At 30.2% G+C, this 17,989-nt stretch carries 16 protein-coding genes; 2 read left to right on the forward strand and 14 right to left on the reverse strand.

All coding sequences use genetic code 11. The features are described 5' to 3' along the window. Positions 1–84 precede the first annotated feature (84 nt). On the forward strand, positions 85–624 hold the full coding sequence (locus tag BN863_RS14530; RefSeq protein ID WP_158409029.1) for a S24 family peptidase: 540 nt from the start codon (positions 85–87) through the stop codon (positions 622–624). Between the two features lie 575 nt (positions 625–1,199). Here BN863_RS14530 and BN863_RS14535 read toward each other — a convergent pair. Both BN863_RS14535 and BN863_RS14540 read right to left on the reverse strand, forming a co-directional pair. Beyond that, positions 1,200–1,418, reverse strand: a complete 219-nt coding sequence (locus tag BN863_RS14535; protein ID WP_038531860.1) for a VF530 family protein — start codon at positions 1,416–1,418, stop codon at positions 1,200–1,202. A gap of 3 nt (positions 1,419–1,421) precedes the next feature. Further along, on the reverse strand, positions 1,422–2,696 hold the full coding sequence (locus BN863_RS14540; protein ID WP_038531861.1) for a DEAD/DEAH box helicase: 1,275 nt from the start codon (positions 2,694–2,696) through the stop codon (positions 1,422–1,424). A gap of 405 nt (positions 2,697–3,101) precedes the next feature. Here BN863_RS14540 and hemN point away from each other — a divergent pair, with 405 nt between their 5' ends. Then, on the forward strand, positions 3,102–4,463 hold the full coding sequence (gene hemN / locus BN863_RS14545; RefSeq protein ID WP_038531863.1) for an oxygen-independent coproporphyrinogen III oxidase: 1,362 nt from the start codon (positions 3,102–3,104) through the stop codon (positions 4,461–4,463). Between the two features lie 86 nt (positions 4,464–4,549). Here the strand turns inward: hemN and BN863_RS14550 are convergent, their stop codons facing one another. The 12 genes from BN863_RS14550 to BN863_RS14605 form a co-directional block, all read right to left on the reverse strand. Next, positions 4,550–6,943 (reverse strand): GumC family protein, encoded by a 2,394-nt coding sequence (locus tag BN863_RS14550; protein WP_051774860.1) that lies wholly within the window; start codon positions 6,941–6,943, stop codon positions 4,550–4,552. A gap of 10 nt (positions 6,944–6,953) precedes the next feature. Further along, on the reverse strand, positions 6,954–7,715 hold the full coding sequence (locus BN863_RS14555; RefSeq protein ID WP_051774861.1) for a polysaccharide biosynthesis/export family protein: 762 nt from the start codon (positions 7,713–7,715) through the stop codon (positions 6,954–6,956). A gap of 70 nt (positions 7,716–7,785) precedes the next feature. After that, entirely contained in the window at positions 7,786–8,934 is a 1,149-nt protein-coding gene (locus tag BN863_RS14560; RefSeq protein ID WP_051774862.1) for a glycosyltransferase family 4 protein, read from the reverse strand. A gap of 161 nt (positions 8,935–9,095) precedes the next feature. Then, the gene (locus tag BN863_RS14565) at positions 9,096–9,851 is read right to left on the reverse strand and encodes a glycosyltransferase family 2 protein (protein WP_038531864.1); all 756 of its coding nucleotides are present in this window, start codon (positions 9,849–9,851) and stop codon (positions 9,096–9,098) included. Further along, complete coding sequence (locus tag BN863_RS14570) at positions 9,851–10,396, reverse strand: WcaF family extracellular polysaccharide biosynthesis acetyltransferase (protein WP_038531866.1); 546 nt, start codon at positions 10,394–10,396, stop codon at positions 9,851–9,853. The genes BN863_RS14565 and BN863_RS14570 overlap by 1 nt, the downstream gene beginning before the upstream one ends. After that, entirely contained in the window at positions 10,397–11,344 is a 948-nt protein-coding gene (locus BN863_RS14575) for a UDP-glucuronic acid decarboxylase family protein (protein WP_038531867.1), read from the reverse strand. It lies immediately after the preceding gene. Between the two features lie 10 nt (positions 11,345–11,354). Then, on the reverse strand, positions 11,355–12,494 hold the full coding sequence (locus BN863_RS14580; RefSeq protein ID WP_038531868.1) for a glycosyltransferase: 1,140 nt from the start codon (positions 12,492–12,494) through the stop codon (positions 11,355–11,357). Then, positions 12,487–13,482 carry a glycosyltransferase family 4 protein gene (locus tag BN863_RS14585; RefSeq protein ID WP_038531869.1) on the reverse strand — a complete coding sequence of 332 codons (996 nt, stop codon included), beginning with the start codon at positions 13,480–13,482 and terminating at the stop codon, positions 12,487–12,489. The genes BN863_RS14580 and BN863_RS14585 overlap by 8 nt, the downstream gene beginning before the upstream one ends. 17 nt (positions 13,483–13,499) lie before the next feature. After that, positions 13,500–14,900, reverse strand: a complete 1,401-nt coding sequence (locus BN863_RS14590) for a hypothetical protein (RefSeq protein ID WP_038531870.1) — start codon at positions 14,898–14,900, stop codon at positions 13,500–13,502. Positions 14,901–14,966: 66 nt separating this feature from the next. After that, positions 14,967–15,986, reverse strand: a complete 1,020-nt coding sequence (locus tag BN863_RS14595) for an acyltransferase family protein (RefSeq protein WP_038531871.1) — start codon at positions 15,984–15,986, stop codon at positions 14,967–14,969. A gap of 210 nt (positions 15,987–16,196) precedes the next feature. Continuing rightward, on the reverse strand, positions 16,197–16,997 hold the full coding sequence (locus BN863_RS14600) for a sulfotransferase (RefSeq protein WP_038531873.1): 801 nt from the start codon (positions 16,995–16,997) through the stop codon (positions 16,197–16,199). Further along, positions 16,987–17,979 carry a glycosyltransferase family 2 protein gene (locus tag BN863_RS14605; protein ID WP_038531875.1) on the reverse strand — a complete coding sequence of 331 codons (993 nt, stop codon included), beginning with the start codon at positions 17,977–17,979 and terminating at the stop codon, positions 16,987–16,989. The genes BN863_RS14600 and BN863_RS14605 overlap by 11 nt, the downstream gene beginning before the upstream one ends. Positions 17,980–17,989: the final 10 nt, after the last annotated feature.

Consider the following 17,989-nt stretch of genomic DNA (forward strand, 5'->3'; position numbering starts at 1 on the left):
GATCTCTCAAAAAAGTTTGAGAATGCAGATCTTAATTATTTAATTACTGGAGAAATAAGCCATGTTCCGATAGTGTCAAAAAAAATGGAAGTAAATGAAGACAATCAACTTCCTAAACTGGTAACTGTAGACACGCAGGGAAATGAAAATATAGTAATGGTTCCTGTGTCTGCTCAAGCAGGTTATATTAATGGGTATGGTGATCAGGATTTTATTAGCACACTACCAACTTACAGGTTACCTAAGTTAAATAACGGTACATTTAGAATGTTTGAGGTAAAAGGTCATTCAATGTTTCCAACCTTACACTCAGGCTGTATTGTTGTTGGGGAGTGGGAAGAGGACTGGAGTAATATAAAAGATAATCAAATCTATATACTGGTAACAGATGAAGGAGTTGTTGTTAAACGTGTATTAAATCGTATTGAAAAATATGGTAATCTCTACTTAAAGAGTGATAACAGACTAGAGTACCCTTCTTACCCTATTAAAACAGAGGAAATAAAAGAAGTTTGGAAAGTAAGCTTAGCTATGGTATTTAATCTTTTAGACCCAGCAACTTTGGTTGATCGTGTTAATGATCTTGAAGCCGAATTAGCCATGATAAAAGAAAGATTATCCTAATAAAGCATATTGTACACTCAATTTTAATCTAAAAATCATCGTTTTTTACGGTAACCTACTAAAAAACATGTTTTTAGACTTGTTTTGTAATCTTTTTTTAATGCATTAACCCCCTAGCTTAAGCATTAAAACAAGTGTTTACAACATCTTTTAACTATTAATTAATGTTGTTAAGCAGTGTTTTTTATTGCGTTTTGTCCATCCTATTGTCCATCCTATTGTCCATCCTAATGAAAAACATATAAAATAAGGCGTTTTTTAGGACTCTAAACTAAGCTTGTATAATTGATATGGTATTAAACATTTAACGCCATTTAAACAATGCTTAAATGGCGTTAAATGATAGTTATACAAAGACTTAAGCTTTAAAATTAAAGTTCTAAGAAACTAATGATACTTTTTTATATTTATGATTATATTGCAATTATAGCAAAATGATAGTAATGTACAATTTGATTTTTTTAGCAGAAAGAACAAAAAACAGCCGAACCCCCCGTAAAATAAGACTTTTTTCGACCTTTTTTATATTAGTTACTTTGTACTATTTAATTTAATACCCCTAAACTGTTAAATTATTATTTTGTGATCATTTTTAAATACATCTGTTCAACCTTAGTTCTTGCCCAAGGTGTACGACGTAAAAATTTTAAACTCGATTTAATAGAAGGATTTTCTGTAAAGCAACGTATCTTTATATTATAGCCCATATATTCCCAGCCATAATGAGCTTCAAGATCAAGTAAAATTTGCTCTAGTTTAACTCCATGTAGGGGATTATTTGGTTGACTTTCCATAACTTAATTTCTTCTATCTCGGGTTCTTCGACCAGAATTAGAAGAACCACCTTTAGTTGAACTTTTACTAGATTTATTACTTCCGCCTCCTCTTGGACTTCTGCTTCTTCCGCCACCTTGTTTAATAGGCTCTGTTGAAGCGTTTGGATCTGGTTCGAAACCTTCAACAATTTCAACAGGAATTTTCATTCCGATTAATTTTTGAATATCGGCCAAGAAAGACGTTTCATCTGCACTTACTAATGAAATCGCTTCTCCACTAGCACCTGCACGACCAGTTCTACCAATACGGTGAACATAGTCTTCAGAAATATTTGGGATTTCGAAGTTTATTACATGTGGTAATAACGGAATATCCAAGCCTCTAGCCGCGATATCTGTAGCAACCATAACACGAATGCTACCATCTTTAAAACCTGCTAAGGCTTTAGTTCTGGCACCTTGACTCTTGTTTCCGTGAATTGCAGCTGCTGTTATACCTGAAGAAATTAATTTCTTAGTTAAATTATTAGCGCCATGCTTAGTTCTTGTAAAGACTAAAACCTGTTGCCAATTGCCTTCAGAAATTAATTTTATAACTAATCCTGTTTTCTTGCCTTTTGCTACACGAAAAACTTTTTGCTGAATCACTTCAACTGTTGTATTCTCTGGCGTAGCTTCAACAGAAACTGGATACGTTAAGATACCGTTTGCTAATTTTTTAATATCCTTAGAAAAGGTTGCAGAAAACATTAAGTTCTGACGTTTTTTAGGGATCAACTTAATTATGCGTTCTATATCTCTAACAAACCCCATGTCTAGCATACGGTCTGCTTCGTCTAAAACAAATATTTCTACACTTGCTAAAGACAATATATTTTGATTACATAAATCTAATAATCGACCTGGTGTTGCGACTAAAACATCTACACCACGTTTAAGTGTTGCAGCTTGTGGACGTTGATTAACGCCCCCAAAAATCACTGCCGATTTTATATCTAAAAATTCGCTGTATTCTTTTACGTTTTCAAAAATCTGAGCAGCCAATTCTCGAGTTGGCGTTAATATTAAGGCGCGAACTGGGCGGTGTCTTTTTGTTGTTCCTTCGCTTAAAATTTGAAGTAATGGTAATGTAAAACCCGCGGTTTTACCTGTACCTGTTTGTGCCGATGCCAATACATCCTTCCCTTCTAAAATGGGTGGAATTGCTTTTTCTTGTATTGGAGATGGCGTGTCGTATCCTTTTTTATTGATTGCTTTCAATAAGGCATCAGATAGGCCTAGTGAATTAAATGACATACATTAGTATTGAAGAAAATGATATCCTATTTGTTTTGATATCATTCTTTATGAAGTTACAAAAGTACGTTTAATTTTTCATGAATAGCATCATTTTAAGACAAGATGACAAAACACACTATCTTAAGCACAAAAATGAGTAACAACTAACGCGTTTAATTTTAAGTGTTTAAACAAAATAAAACTCCTTATTTAGTATTAACATTAAGGATGATAAATTTAACAGTAACAATAATTTTCTTATAGAACCTAAAAACACACCTAAATAAGTCGGTTTTTAAGTATAGAAGTCAATCAACAATAATCTAAAAAAGAGTAAAACATCCGTTAAATTAATCGTATTTTTACCTATTAAATATCGGCTTTATAACACCTTTATATTCTAAAGCTAATAATTATTACAGCATGCATAATTTAATTCAAAAATACAATATCCCTGGGCCACGTTATACTAGTTATCCAACCGTTCCGTATTGGGATAAAGACGGGATTCCACTAGATAATTGGATTTCAACAATTAAAAAATCTTTTAAAGAATCGAATACAACAGAAGGCATTAGCCTTTATATTCACTTACCGTTTTGCGAAAGTTTATGTACGTTTTGCGCGTGTAATAAACGCATTACAAAACAGCATAGTGTAGAAGTACCTTATGTAGATATGGTGTTAAAAGAATGGAGTATGTATTGCGATATTCTAGAAGACAAACCAAACATTAAAGAAATACATTTAGGTGGTGGTACCCCAACATTTTTTTCGTCTGAAAATTTATCGAAATTAATTCATGGTATTTTTAAAACAGCCAATAAAGCTGAAGATTTTGAATTTAGTTATGAAGGCCACCCCAACTACACCACCAAAGAGCAACTGCAAGTATTATTCGATTTAGGATTTACACGTAATAGTTTTGGGATTCAAGATTACGACCCTAAAGTACAAAAGGCGATTAACCGAATACAATCTTTTGAAGCCGTAAAACGTGTTACAAAAAATTCTCGTGCCATTGGTTACGACTCTGTTAGTCACGATTTAATTTTCGGCTTGCCATTCCAAACCGAAGAGAGTATACGCGAAACTATTAAAAAGACAGTCGAATTAAAACCCGACCGTATTGCGTACTATAGCTATGCACATGTGCCGTGGATTAAAGGAAACGGACAACGCGGATTTAAAGATACAGACTTACCTCAGGATGATGAAAAACGTGCACTATACGAACTAGGAAAGCAACTCTTTTTTGATGCGGGTTATGTAGAAATTGGTATGGATCATTTTGCTTTGCCAACAGACAGCATGTACGTGTCCATGAAAAATAAAAGTCTGCACCGTAATTTTATGGGATATACTTCTGGAAAAACAAAACTCATGATTGGTTTAGGCGTGTCGTCTATTAGCGATTCTTGGTATAGTTTTGCTCAGAATGAAAAAAATATAGATAGTTATTATGCCCGTTTAGAAGCTAATGAATTACCTATATTTAAAGGGCATCTATTATCTACTGAAGACTTAGTGGTGAGACAACACATTCTTAATATTATGTGTAATCTGCAAACGTCTTGGAAATCTCCTGAGATGAAACTAAATGCACTTCCTGAATTATTATCGCATTTAAAAGAAATGGAAGCTGATGGCATTCTAGATGTTTTTGAAAATCATTTAGTTGTAAAAGAAGAGGGTCGCATGTTTATCAGAAATATTTGCATGGCATTCGATTTAAAACTGCATGAAAGCAAACCTGAAACCAAATTATTTTCAATGACGATATAGTCTTTCTTTTTAGCACTAACACAATTTCATTAACAAAACATATAAAAAATAAGAGCGACATTATTGTCGCTCTTATTTTTTATATGTTAAAATTTTCTGATTTTCTCTTTAAGTCCTTCTTTAAACCAACTCCAAGAATATTTTTTAAGCGTTTTATCATCTTGATGATATCCATAACCATATCCATAATTATAGCCATAACCACGAGATGTTTTAGACTCACTAATACCATTAACAACATAAACCATATTATTAAGTTTTTTAGTTTCGTATAATTCACTAGAAAAACCTAATAATTTTTTTTCTGTATAATTTGCTCTAGTAACATAGACAGTAGCATCTGCGTACTGAGAAATTAATAATGTATCTGTTACTAATATTATAGGAGCTGTATCTATAATGATATAATCGTATAAATGCTTAGCTTCCTCAATTAAATCTTCTAATTTACCATTAGATAATAATTCCGTAGGATTTGGAGGAATAGTACCAGCTGTTAAAATATCTAAAAACGTAGTGTTATACTTACTTTTTTGCAGATAATCTTTCCATGACTTATTATCTGATTGAAAAAGAAAATCAGATAAACCCTTTGCATTTTTTGGTCCATCTGTAACAGTAATTTTAGGGTTTCTTAAATCTGCTCCTATTAATAAGACCTTTTTATTTATACTAGAAAAAGCTAACGATAAATTTACAGAAACAAATGTTTTACCTTCTCCCTTTATAGTAGACGTAACATATACCACTTGAGCCTTATCCTCAGTCTTTGTATTTAATACATACTTTAAATTGGTACTAAGTATTCGAAATGATTCTGCTAAGATTGTTCTATCATGAGGGTTTTCAAATAATTTGTGTTCAACTTTTAATTCAGGTATTTCTCCAATAATAGGAATTCTTCGAGTAAATTTAGAAATATCGGATTTATCATGAATTTTATTATCAGATTTGAAAACTAAAAATAAAATTCCAAAAGGTACTAAAAGAGCTCCTAGTATACTTTTCATATAAATACCCTTTGAATCAGGACTTATAGGTCTACTCGAACTAGAAGCAAATTCAACTACTTTAATAGAAGGTGAAGTAATTGCCAAATTAATTGCAGCCTCTTCCCTTTTCTGTAATAATAATAAATATAAATTTTCTTTTAAATTTTGCTGACGCTCAATGGACCTTAATATTTTCTCTTTTTGCGGCATACTTTTCACCAAACCAACCGCATTATTCTCTTCTTTTTTCAAACGACTTAATGAAAGGTTAAGTTGATTATAATAGGCATTTAATGAACTTCTTAAGCTTTTTCTAAGTTCTAAAAGTCTATTATCTAAAGCCACGACCATAGGGTTACTTTCTCCTGCACTTGAAATTAAGTTTTCACGTTCTAATACAACAGTATTATACTGCGTAATTATTCCATTTGTATTTGCATTTTCAATACCAATATTTTCTGGCATTAATGTACTTAGGTTATTATCTTTTAAAGGGGCTTCAAGTAACTTAGATAAAGCAATCTGATTTTCCAACGCCAATACAGCTTCTTCTGTAACAGATCGTTTAGCCATACTATATGAAATATCCGAACTAAAAGAGGCTAGATTATTGTCTTGCTGGAATTCCTTTTTTCCTATCTCAATTGAATCTAATTCTTCTGCTAAATACAAAAAACGTTCATCTACAAAATCAATTGTCCTTTGATAAACTAATTGTCGATCTTGAACACCATCCAAATTAAATTGTTCTAATACTTTATTAAGAGCTGCTTCTGATCTTTTAGTATCTTCACCAACCATAAATAACTGCAAGATATCTGTGGTTCCTAATTTAGTTATAGATATGGCTCCTGACAATCCATTTGCTGCTGAAGTTATAGGTTGTAACGAAATTCTATAGGTTAAACCGATATATTTTTTTAACCATGCTTCTGATTGGATTAAAAAAGGAAAATCTTTCTTAGGCGAATTTAAATTATAACCATCTATTGTGAATGAATTATCAAACTCCTCATTTTTACTAATTATTAAACCTGTATCAGTAATTTCTATATAAAACGTTGACCAAGACACATCATTTTTTGGAATTATAGGAACTAATTTTAAAGGTCCTTGCCAAATTTCTTTCGATGTAAATTTACCCTCGATAAAATAACGTATATGTAAATCTAGACTATCAACAACCTTAGATAATAATCGATTAGATTTTATAATCTGAATTTCATTATCTAAATTTTTTGAATCTTTAAACAAGCCCCCTGTTTGATTAGACAATTCTAAACCTTCCGACTCATCTAAAATCTTTATTTTAGCAAAGGTACTATATGTTTCTGGCGTATATCTTAAATATAGAAAAGCGATTAATGTTCCTATTAAGACACTTAAAACAAACCATTTCCAATAATGTAAATAATTTAAAATTTCTTCTTTAATATTCAGCCCTGATTCATTTGGCTCCGGGTTATTAGCAGAAAATTCTTTATCCATTTCTCTTATCTTAGCTTTTTAATAATACAACTAGGGTTATAATAAAAGAAACCATTCCTAGAAGACCACCAACATTAGATATGTAACCTGCTTTTTTAACAGCAGGCCCGTTTTGGTTTACCACAATAATATCATTTTGTTTAATTGTATAATATGGACTTGTAAACCAATCTGTTTTTGTCATATCAATATGAGCTACAGTTCTAACTTGATTAACTTCTCTTATAATCATAATATCTTCCCTAACCCCATTTATCGATAAATCTCCTGCCAAACCTAATGCTTGAGGTAATGTTATTGTTTCTTCATCATAATCATATGTACCAGGACTACTTACCTCTCCGAGAACAGTAAACTTTGCATTCACGATTCTAACTATCACTGTAGGATCTTTTAAATGACCACCGTCTATCAAAATATTTCTAATATAATCTTCTAGTTCTTTTGTCGTTTTATTTATTACTTGAAGCTTTCCTAGAATAGGAAATGTAATTTCTCCTGAAGGAGAAACTAAATACCCTTGTAATTTCATCATATCTGTATTATTACCAGAACCTGCACCATTATTTCTATTATATGGCTCAGCAGCTTCAGCTACTAAAGACTTGACAGTTATACTTAAGATATCATTTATCTGAATTTTAGGGGAGTTTATAATAACGTCTTTTGGTATATTTTCATAATCTTGAAAATATAAAATTTCTTTTCGGGTCGCACATGATGAGACCAATAAAACACAGAAGAATATCTTTAAAAATGATTGAAATTTCACTTATCTTAATTTTAATTTACGAATATAGTTGGAATTACTGTAGAAACAATTAACATCTTTTTTATTTTAGCTATTTAGCTCTAGAAAGGTTAGTCTTATTAATCTTTTTCAACAATCTATTTAGTTTAATTCTTTTATTGAATACACTATAATTAATAAAGAAGGGTAAAGAGAACATAAATAAACCGGCCATAACAACCAGTAAAAGTTGAATATTTACACTTAAATTCTGAGCTAATAAGGTGCAAATCAGCACAGATGTAGAAGCTATTGAAATTACTAAAGTCACTTGCCAGTGTTTTAATCCTAGTTGAAGCATATGGTGATGTATATGGTTTTTATCTGGACTAAATGGATGTTTTTTAAGTATGACTACACGTACATAAAATATACGAAGGGTGTCTAAAAGTGGGAAAAATAATATGGCCAAAACAATTATAGGTGCATTTAAGTGAAATTGAGCCAAAGGATTTAATTGATTAATATTAATAAAAGCAATAGATTGAAATGCTAATAAAAACCCGACAACCATAGACCCTGTATCTCCCATAAATATTTTCCTAACCTTTGAAAAATTAAAATATAAGAATGGAATTAATGCTCCTACAAGTGCCAATGACACAACTGTTAAAGTCATTTCATTCATATTAAAGAACAAGAAGCCGTAAAACAATGAGACCAAAAGACCTACTGACCCTGCTAATCCGTCTAATCCATCAATTAAATTGTAGGCATTTATAATTAGGATAAACACAAACAATGTGAAGCCTATAGATAAAAAATATGGAATACTTTCTATTCCTAAAATACCCGAGAACGTTGTAATTCTTAAGTCTGTAATGAGAATAACCATTAAAGCTGCAATTATCTGCCCTAACATTTTTTTCTTAGGAGACAAAATTAAGATATCATCTTTAACCCCTAAAAAAAATAATATAATTAAAGCCCCAACTACTGGCATTAGTAATTTTGCATCTAAAAAAGCACCACAAAGCGTCAGTACTATTGCTACCGCAAAGAAAATACCAATACCTCCTAATGTTGGCACTGTTTTAGAATGTACACTACGTTTATCTGGCACATCAACTAATTGTTTGGCATGAGCTATAAATATAATAGTTGGAAAAGCTATAAAAGCGGTAATTAGTGCTAAAAGAAAAGGTAACAACAATAACATTGTGCCATTTCCGTTTTCGATAATTTCGGTTATAAAATTCATTAACAGCGGTTTATATTCAAATATACAACTTTAAGAAAAATTGAGCAATTTTGGGGTTTGATTTAAATCTTACATCGAAATTTTCCGATATAAAAATGAGACGCAAGCTAGTAAAAAAACAACAAACTCTAGAAGCTTAACTTCTAAATACTAAAAGAAGGTTATTTTTTAAATAACTGAGGTATTTTAGATAAATTTTTGGAACATATTACTAGTGCTGGATTCTCGAGTTTATTACCTTTTACCGCCATATAATCTTCTCTCGTTTTTAACCATATATTCTTTAAACTCCTATTACTTGCTCCACCCACTCGCATTTTTGTAATCACTTCTGGTAAATAATTAAATTGAAGAGATTTATCCTTGAAAATTCTCAACATTAGATCGTAATCTGCTGCTATTTTAAAGTTTAAATTGAATAATCCGTGTTTATTATAAACTGCTTTTTTCAAAAATAAGGTTGGATGAGCTGGCATCCACCCTTGTTTTAATAAATCGTCAGAAAAAGGTTTACTCTTCCAATTTCTTACTATTTTATCTGAATTTGTTGAATTTATATAATGTAAATCGCCATACACACCATCTATATCATCCGTCTTAAAGGCTTTTACAATATTACTAATAGTTTGATTTGAAGCAAAAAAATCATCAGAATGTAAGAAACCAACAATATTACCACTAGCCTTTTCAATACCTTTATTTAGTGCATCATAAATACCTTTGTCAGGTTCTGACACACTAATTACATTTTCATGTTTTTGTTGAATTTCATTAATTATATTTAAAGTATCATCTTTAGATGCTCCGTCTATTACAATGTATTCAATATCTTTATAATCCTGATTTAAAACCGACTGCAAACAATCTCCAACGGTCTTCTCACTATTATACGTTGCTGTTATAATTGAAACTTTCATTACTCTATTACTCTTTTTCTAATTTGTTTAGCAGGATTACCTTGATAAATATTATTTGCATCAAGTCTTGTTGTAGCCACAGAATTTACAGTTAGTATGGCATGAGACCCAATGGTTACTCCTGGACAAACTATAGATTTCGCACCAACCCAAGCTCCATCTTCTATATTAACTTTCCCCACCATTAAATCGAATGTGGATTTTTTATAATTATGATTTCCGCATAAAAGCATTGCTTCCTGTGAAATACAAACGTTCTTTCCAATTATAACTTCGGCTAAATTATCTATCCATACCTTTTCACCAATCCATGTGTAATCACCAATAGTCAATAACCAAGGAAACTTAATATTTACCCCTGGTTTAATCACCACCCCTTTACCAATTTTAGCACCAAATAATTTCAAAAGAAGGATTTTGAGACCAGAAATAGGATTTAAGGGATTTATAAAAAACAATACATTTATAAAATACCAACATATAATTTTTAGTTTATTACCAGGTTGATACCACAAGTTACTATATGTCGATAAATCTGTTTTCAATTATTGTTCTGCTTTTAATAAATTATCGAAATAACTAATCGTTTTAATAAGTCCCTCTTCCAAATGAATTTTAGGCTCCCAACCACTTAATTCCTTTTTAGCCAAATCGATAACTGGCTTACGTTGTAATGGATCGTCTTGAGGTAAAGGCATATTAATAATTTTCGAACTAGAATTTGTTAATTCTATAACTTTACTAGCAAGTTCCATCATGGTGAATTCTACTGGGTTACCAATATTTACAGGACCTGTAAAACCATCTCTACTATTCATCATTCTAATTGTTCCTTCAACTAAATCGTCTACATATTGAAAAGATCGTGTTTGAGAACCATCACCAAACATTGTAATATCTTCACCCTTCAAAGCTTGTACTATAAAATTAGAAACTACACGCCCATCATTAGGATTCATATTAGGACCGTAAGTATTAAAAATTCTAATAATTTTAATAGCCACTTCATTTTGCAAATGATAATCCATGAACAACGTTTCTGCACAACGCTTTCCTTCATCGTAACATGAACGCAACCCTATTGGATTTACATTTCCCCAATACGATTCTGGTTGAGGATGTACAGCTGGATCACCATACACCTCACTTGTTGAAGCTTGTAATATTTTAGCTTTTACACGTTTTGCCAATCCTAACATATTAATAGCTCCCATAACCGACGTTTTAATCGTTTTAATAGGATTATACTGGTAATGTACTGGAGATGCAGGACAGGCCATATTATAGATTTCATCTACTTCTATCATATATGGCTGTGTAACATCATGACGAACTAATTCGAAATAATGGTGATCCATTAAATGTTCAATATTCTTTTTGCTTCCCGTAAAATAGTTATCCATACAAATAACTTCATTACCTTCTTTTAACAAACGTTCACATAAATGTGAACCTACAAAACCTGCTCCGCCGGTTATTAGTATTCTTTTCATTTTATATTTTCTATTTAAATAATTTCTTTGTATCGATTACAAGTTGTGGTTTTTGAGTAAACGTCTCAGCAAAATCATATGAAGATTTAGACCATAAATTATAACTAACTTTATCCATTTCAGCAAAGTGATTGATTTTTTCCACAAACTTATCTGTTTCGGACAAAGTTACTGAATATCCTATATGTTTTTCTTTTAGTTTTTCCCAGGGCGTTTGGTCTGAAATAATTACAGGACAACCATTTTGCCAAGATTCCATAATTACGTGTCCGAAATTTTCGTGCATAGTTGGTAATAGTAGAACATGTTGTGCTTTTAAAACGTCCTTTAATTTATAATTTGGAACTGCCCCTAAATAATTTACTATTATATGACTAGGTAATGTCTTAATGTAATTTTCGCAAGCCGTCCAATATTCAGATTCATCAATTGGACCGATAATAGTAAAATTAATAGTATGCTCTGAACTTGTATGAGATAGATATTCTAAAGACTTTAATAAATTTTTCTTAAGTGCTATTCTAGAAAGAAAAAACACATTTAAACATTTTTTACTTTTTTCTTTCTCCTGATACTCACCCATTTTTGAAGATAAATTTGGCGCAATACGAATATCCAACTCATGTCCGAACTGTGTCTCGATTTCTTCTTTTTCCAAACTGGAGGTGGCGTGCCATACTACTTTTTTATGCAACCCATTTAACTTAAATAAGGAGATAAATAGTTTCTTCTTCAAGGGTTTTATCGCTAAAGCACCTTTCCCGACCATACCTCGAGGTGCTAAAACCTGCTTTAAAACTGTTTTTCTAAATGTCCATAAAGGAAGTAATGTGAATTTTATAGAAAATAACGAATTATAATACACGTAATCGTAATCTTCTTCTTCAATTAAATTTTTATAAAGTGCGCTATTTTGATGGTTTTCATCTAAATACATCACCTTGTAATTTGCTTTTAGTTGCCAAGTATTAAATTCTATATTATCGTAAGGAATAGACTCTCCTAAATCTTTATTGGAAGTTACTATAGATATATCAAATTCATCATGAAGATGAAACACTATATTATTTACAGATTGAATTGGACCTCCTGCTTTGTAGCCCGGTAAAAACCAATCTATAAAAATTAATATTTTTTCTTTTTTAGGCATTAATAACGTCCTTATAAATAGTTAAATAATCTTCTACAATCTTATCAATACGAAATCTCTCGACGTTTATCCGACCTTTACTTATTAATTTATTTTGCATCTCGACATTCGAAGTAATACTTAACACAGCCTCTCGAATCTCTTCTACATTATATGGATTTACTAAATACGCTGTATCTTTAGCAACCTCTTTCATCGCTCCTATATTAGACGTAATAACAGGTCTACCAATGGCTTGGGCTTCTATAATAGGCATTCCAAAACCTTCATAAGTCGATGCAAACAAAACTAAATCACAGTTCTTATACGCTTGAATAATATCAACATAAGGTACCTGAAACATGGATTTATATTCTAACTTATACAATTCTAAAAGTTTTAATTGATTTTCTGTTAATTTTCCTATAATCGTTAATTTACAAGTTATTCCGCTTAAAGCCTCAAAAGTACGTTCAATATTTTTATTTGGCTTAGTTCCTATCAATAAAATATTTGGACAAACAGAATTCTTTTCTTTTGGGCAATAACTTAATTCTGAATGCACTGGATTATATACAACCTCTATTTTCTTTGAGGCAAAAGGTATTACTTTGCAAAGTTCTGCTTTAGTAAATTCAGAAATCACAGTAATTTTATTAACGAAAATAGCGGGCAAAGTAAACCAAAATAGCTTAAGATATATTCGTTTTAAGGTATTTCCTTTTAAAATGGAACCAATATCATGAATGGTTAACACTGATTTTTTCCCTGTTACTAACGCCATGTAATTCACATCCCCAGTAATATGATTTATTTGAGAAGGTGACTTCTTTCTAAAACTTAGGATATTTTTTAATATTACAACTGGACTCCCTCCAGATAATTTGAGTTCTTGAGTATCTATCTCTACCTTATCTTTAAGCTTAGCTTGAATCGCACCAAATAGCTCCTCAATGCTATTATATTGTGGCAATCGTTTTCTGAAGATGTAATTTATTTGTTGTAGCATTAATACTTTAATAGTTATTATGTTATTCTGAAATATCTATCGAACTGCTTATATAGTATATTTCTCATGAGATAAACAGGGACAACATAAGTAATCATATTCCCCATAACCTTTATCATATTAAAACTATAAACACTTATTAAGAAATAGAAAGGCGTAATAAAAATAACAGCCCAAAACATGGTTTTAGATTTATTAAAAAATAAATTTATAACATATCCAAATATAGCCCCCAAGAATACTAAAAAGGGAAACATATTTATAGGCCCAAAATCTATATAGGCGTCAGTCATATAGCCAATACTGTGTGACGCTTTACCACCACCTGCTAGCCCCAACATAGTATATTTATTTGTATGCGCAGAATCATCTATAATTCCTTTGTTAGGAAAAAACATTCTGGGTTTAAAATAAAAAGAAACTGCATTTGTAAAAATTTCCCCATCTTGATATGGTATCTTATCTGGAACATTATCTAATGTAATTGAAAAAAATTCGATATAACTAATTCTATCTAATAAATCGTCAACAGCATCGTCCATATCCTCCAATGTTAAATCTTCTAAAAGAGATATCATTTTATTCACAGCATCAGATTGTGAAACGACAACTTCTTGTCCGCCACCATCTGATAAATATTCTCTAAATTGAAACTTAACAGATGTCCAAACTAGACCAAGCATTAAAGTAACTATACCTAACATAAAGAACTTTAATAACTTTGATGTATCAATCTGGGAAACCACACTTAGCATTCCGACAAAAACGATAATAATGATATCTTTAAATGATGAAAAATACCCGGTAAAACCAATCAGTATTTCTACTACAATAACGATGTATAGTAATTTTAGATTATTTTTATAATAGTTTGCATATATAAAAGCCCAAAGAAACACGCCCCATTTTAATTTAGAGAATGCCATAAGAATAGTATTTAACCCTGGAATAAAACTTTTTAATATAAAAAGAAAAGAAAAACCAAAAGTTAAGATTAAATAACAAATTAATATTTTTCTTACCGAGTAGTTTGGGTCTATTATTTTGTCAATTGTTAAATTAGCAATCTTTTTTTTCGTCATTAGGTAAAGACCTGAACAGAAACAGACTAATCCAATATTACTTATCGAATTTGCATCATATAGCCTATATATATTCTGATAAAAACTAAACTGTTCTTCTAACGGCAGATTAACAATGTTTCCATATACAATTTTAATATTTATTGCTAACCATTGAAAAAGTAAAGCAAAAAAAAGTGTTGCATAAATGGGGTTTCTTAGCCTAAAGAACAATTGCATTACAACTGACAATGAAAAGAATGCCAATAAACTGGACATAAAATGCGGGCCAATTATTGCCAACAAGAACCATGGAATTGCTACAAACCCTATAATTTTAGATGCTTCTTTATTCACTTAAAAATCGATTTGTATTTTGCATATATTACTTTACTGTAATTAATTTATAGTTATTGTACTTCTTCAATTTCTTTCAGAAATAATTTTGGTGTTAAAGTTTACTATTAACGATGACTGCAAACCTAAATATTTATACGGTACAAATTTAGCAATAAGAGTAGAAATACATATGGCAATAATATTTAGACTAACCACATATAGATAATTTTTAGTAGAAATATTTAAAAATTCAAAACTAATTTTTATTAAATAAAATATAGGCCAATGTATTACGAGGTATACCAACGACTTTTTACCTATCCATGATAAAATAGTTAGATTAACATCTTTAAATAACACCAAACATAGATTTATAGCAATCAAGGTATTTAAGGTAAACAACCAATAATTACCATACATTAAATTATTATTATGAAAATCTACATAACCAGCAAGAAATATTGACAACGCTATATATGGTAAAATTAACCATAGTCGTATTTTATTAATTCTATCCGGAACTCTAAATTCATTACATAATAATCCAGATAAAGTAAAAAAAAGACCTAAAGGAAAGCTATGTAATCCAAATGGAATTTTAATATTATTCTTTTCAAAAACCCAACTTAAGCACAATAAAGAAATGGCTATAATTTTTTTTATATTTAAATTTAAACGAGCGATGAAAGGAAACATTATTTTAATAAAAAAAAGTGATAACAAAAACCAAAGTGGGGAGTTTCCTATTGTATCTCCACTTGACACTAAAAAAAATAATGGCGCTATCGGAATCTTCCATAAAGGATAATTCCCTGTTAGTAACTCTGGTATTGTTAGCAGATAACCTATTGCTGTCCAAATTAACATTGGAATAATTAGCTGATCTATACCTTTTTTAAAAGTATTGATCAATCCTCTCCCTATTTTATACAAGAAACCTGTCTTAAAATAAAACCAAGCCATGAAAAAATACAAACATTTCAAAAGAAAAATATAAATTATCGATTCGGTTAAATTTCCCCATTGAAAAGAATGTAAAATCACCATCCAAATTATCATAATTCCAGATATAATATCTAAACTTTTATCTCTTTCTAAACTCATAAAACAACTAGTTTACTTCTGTAATATTGTTAAGTTGAACTTATTCCTATATTTCACAAATAAATAAAGTCGATAAAAAAATATCATCTCAGAATACTTCACATTTATATGATTGGGTGATAATATACTTTATTCTAAAGGGTTCTAAGTAAGTGCAACTAAAGAAGTCCGTCATAACTTACAATTAAGATTTAAGACTCTTTAAATATTTTATTTATCTGCTGAATGATTTAATTTTCCTGTAATATTCTTTAATCTTTTTTCACTAAAAAATTTAATACCGTTATCCTTCTTGTGCTTAATGGTATCTGATTCGAAAATTTTATCTACATTAAAATGATTTAATTTTATCCTAAATTTTTCATTTATATTATCAATGTTAGCGTTGTAATTATTTATAAAAATAGGTAAATTATAAATTACAATGTCCTGTGGATAAAGCTCTTTAAATTTTAAAATACTTTCATTGTAAACGCTCCACGCTTTGTAATGATTATACTTTAAGTACTGACTATTAACGGGATAAATAAGCTTATGGATAAAACGTCTAAATGAATCATAATTCACTTTATTCTTTATTTTATACCAATATCTTCTATCCAATGAATTTACAACTTCATCGTAGTCCCTATATATTGCAATAACTTTTAAATCTGGAATTATTTTTTTCCATGCAAGTAAATACAATGTGCTTCTTGGATCTTTCCAACCCCAAACATCATGTGTTTCTCTTTTTTTTATAATCTCTTTTATTAAAGCTTTACTTTGATTGTCAAATTCAAAGTTAAAGTTTTCAATATTTTTTAAGCCAGTACTCTCAAACCCTTTACGACGTAAATCTTTCTCTTGCAAATTTACAAATTCGTAATCTTCAAAATGACCGTTTTTATTATCAAAACCACCATTCATCAAATCATCACCAATAAACAAACCTGATTCTCTTAATAAATTTGCACTTAAAGAAGTTCCTGATCTATGCATTCCTGCAATTAGTATTTTATTATTTACCATTATTTCCAAATGCCTGTTTATAATATAACCAATGTTGAAATTTTTTATCTTTTTTTATAACACTCAAACTTTTTAAAATACTATACCTAAAATAATAATTAGGTACACTACTATATTTTTTTAAAACCTTTAAAAATTCTTGAGCTTCTTTATTATCTCCAGTACGTAATAAATTTAAATACAATCCAAAATATTGGTTATAAACGCGCCAAAGTAGCCCCCTTTTCAAATATTTTTTTCTATCTTCAGGGACACGGGCCATAAATGTTGTTAAAATTTCATCATTCTCCTCAATTCTATGAATCCACATTTTTGGATTTCGACTTAATTGGCCTGTATGTCGTCGCAACTTTATTAAATGTTTTTGGATAATACCAACTGGTAATCTATCTGTTATTCTACACCAAAATTCAAAATCGCCTGAGTATTTTAAATCTTCTCTAAAATAACCATAGGTTTCGAAAATAGATTTATTTATAGAAACGTTAGCAATATTACCAGGAACACTACCCGTAAGTATTGAAGTTAAATCATGAGTTTGGCTGCTCATAGTACTATTGGAATCTATTGACATTCTATCAATAACAGTTCCGGATTCATCGATTATCTCTACTCTAGAAAAAGCATAAGCTATGTTTGGATTTTCATTGTGGAAATTAACTGTTTCATATAAACAATTTGTATTCATAATATCATCCTGCGACCACAAATGTATAATACGTCCATTAGAATTTCGGATTAGATTATTTAAATTACCGAATAATCCGAGATTATTTTCATTATGAAAAACTCTTAATTTTTCATAATGAAGTTGATCTAAATAATTTCTAGTTTCTACATCTGACGGGCTATCATTTCCAACCAAAACTTCATACGACACTCCTTTTTGAGCTAAAACTGAGTCTAATGACGCTTTAAATAAAGGCATCCCATTATAAGAGGGTACAATAACAGAAATATCTATTGTTTCTTGAGTTTGCATGATTTATTTC

Source organism: Formosa agariphila KMM 3901 (assembly GCF_000723205.1).
Taxonomy (GTDB): domain Bacteria; phylum Bacteroidota; class Bacteroidia; order Flavobacteriales; family Flavobacteriaceae; genus Formosa; species Formosa agariphila.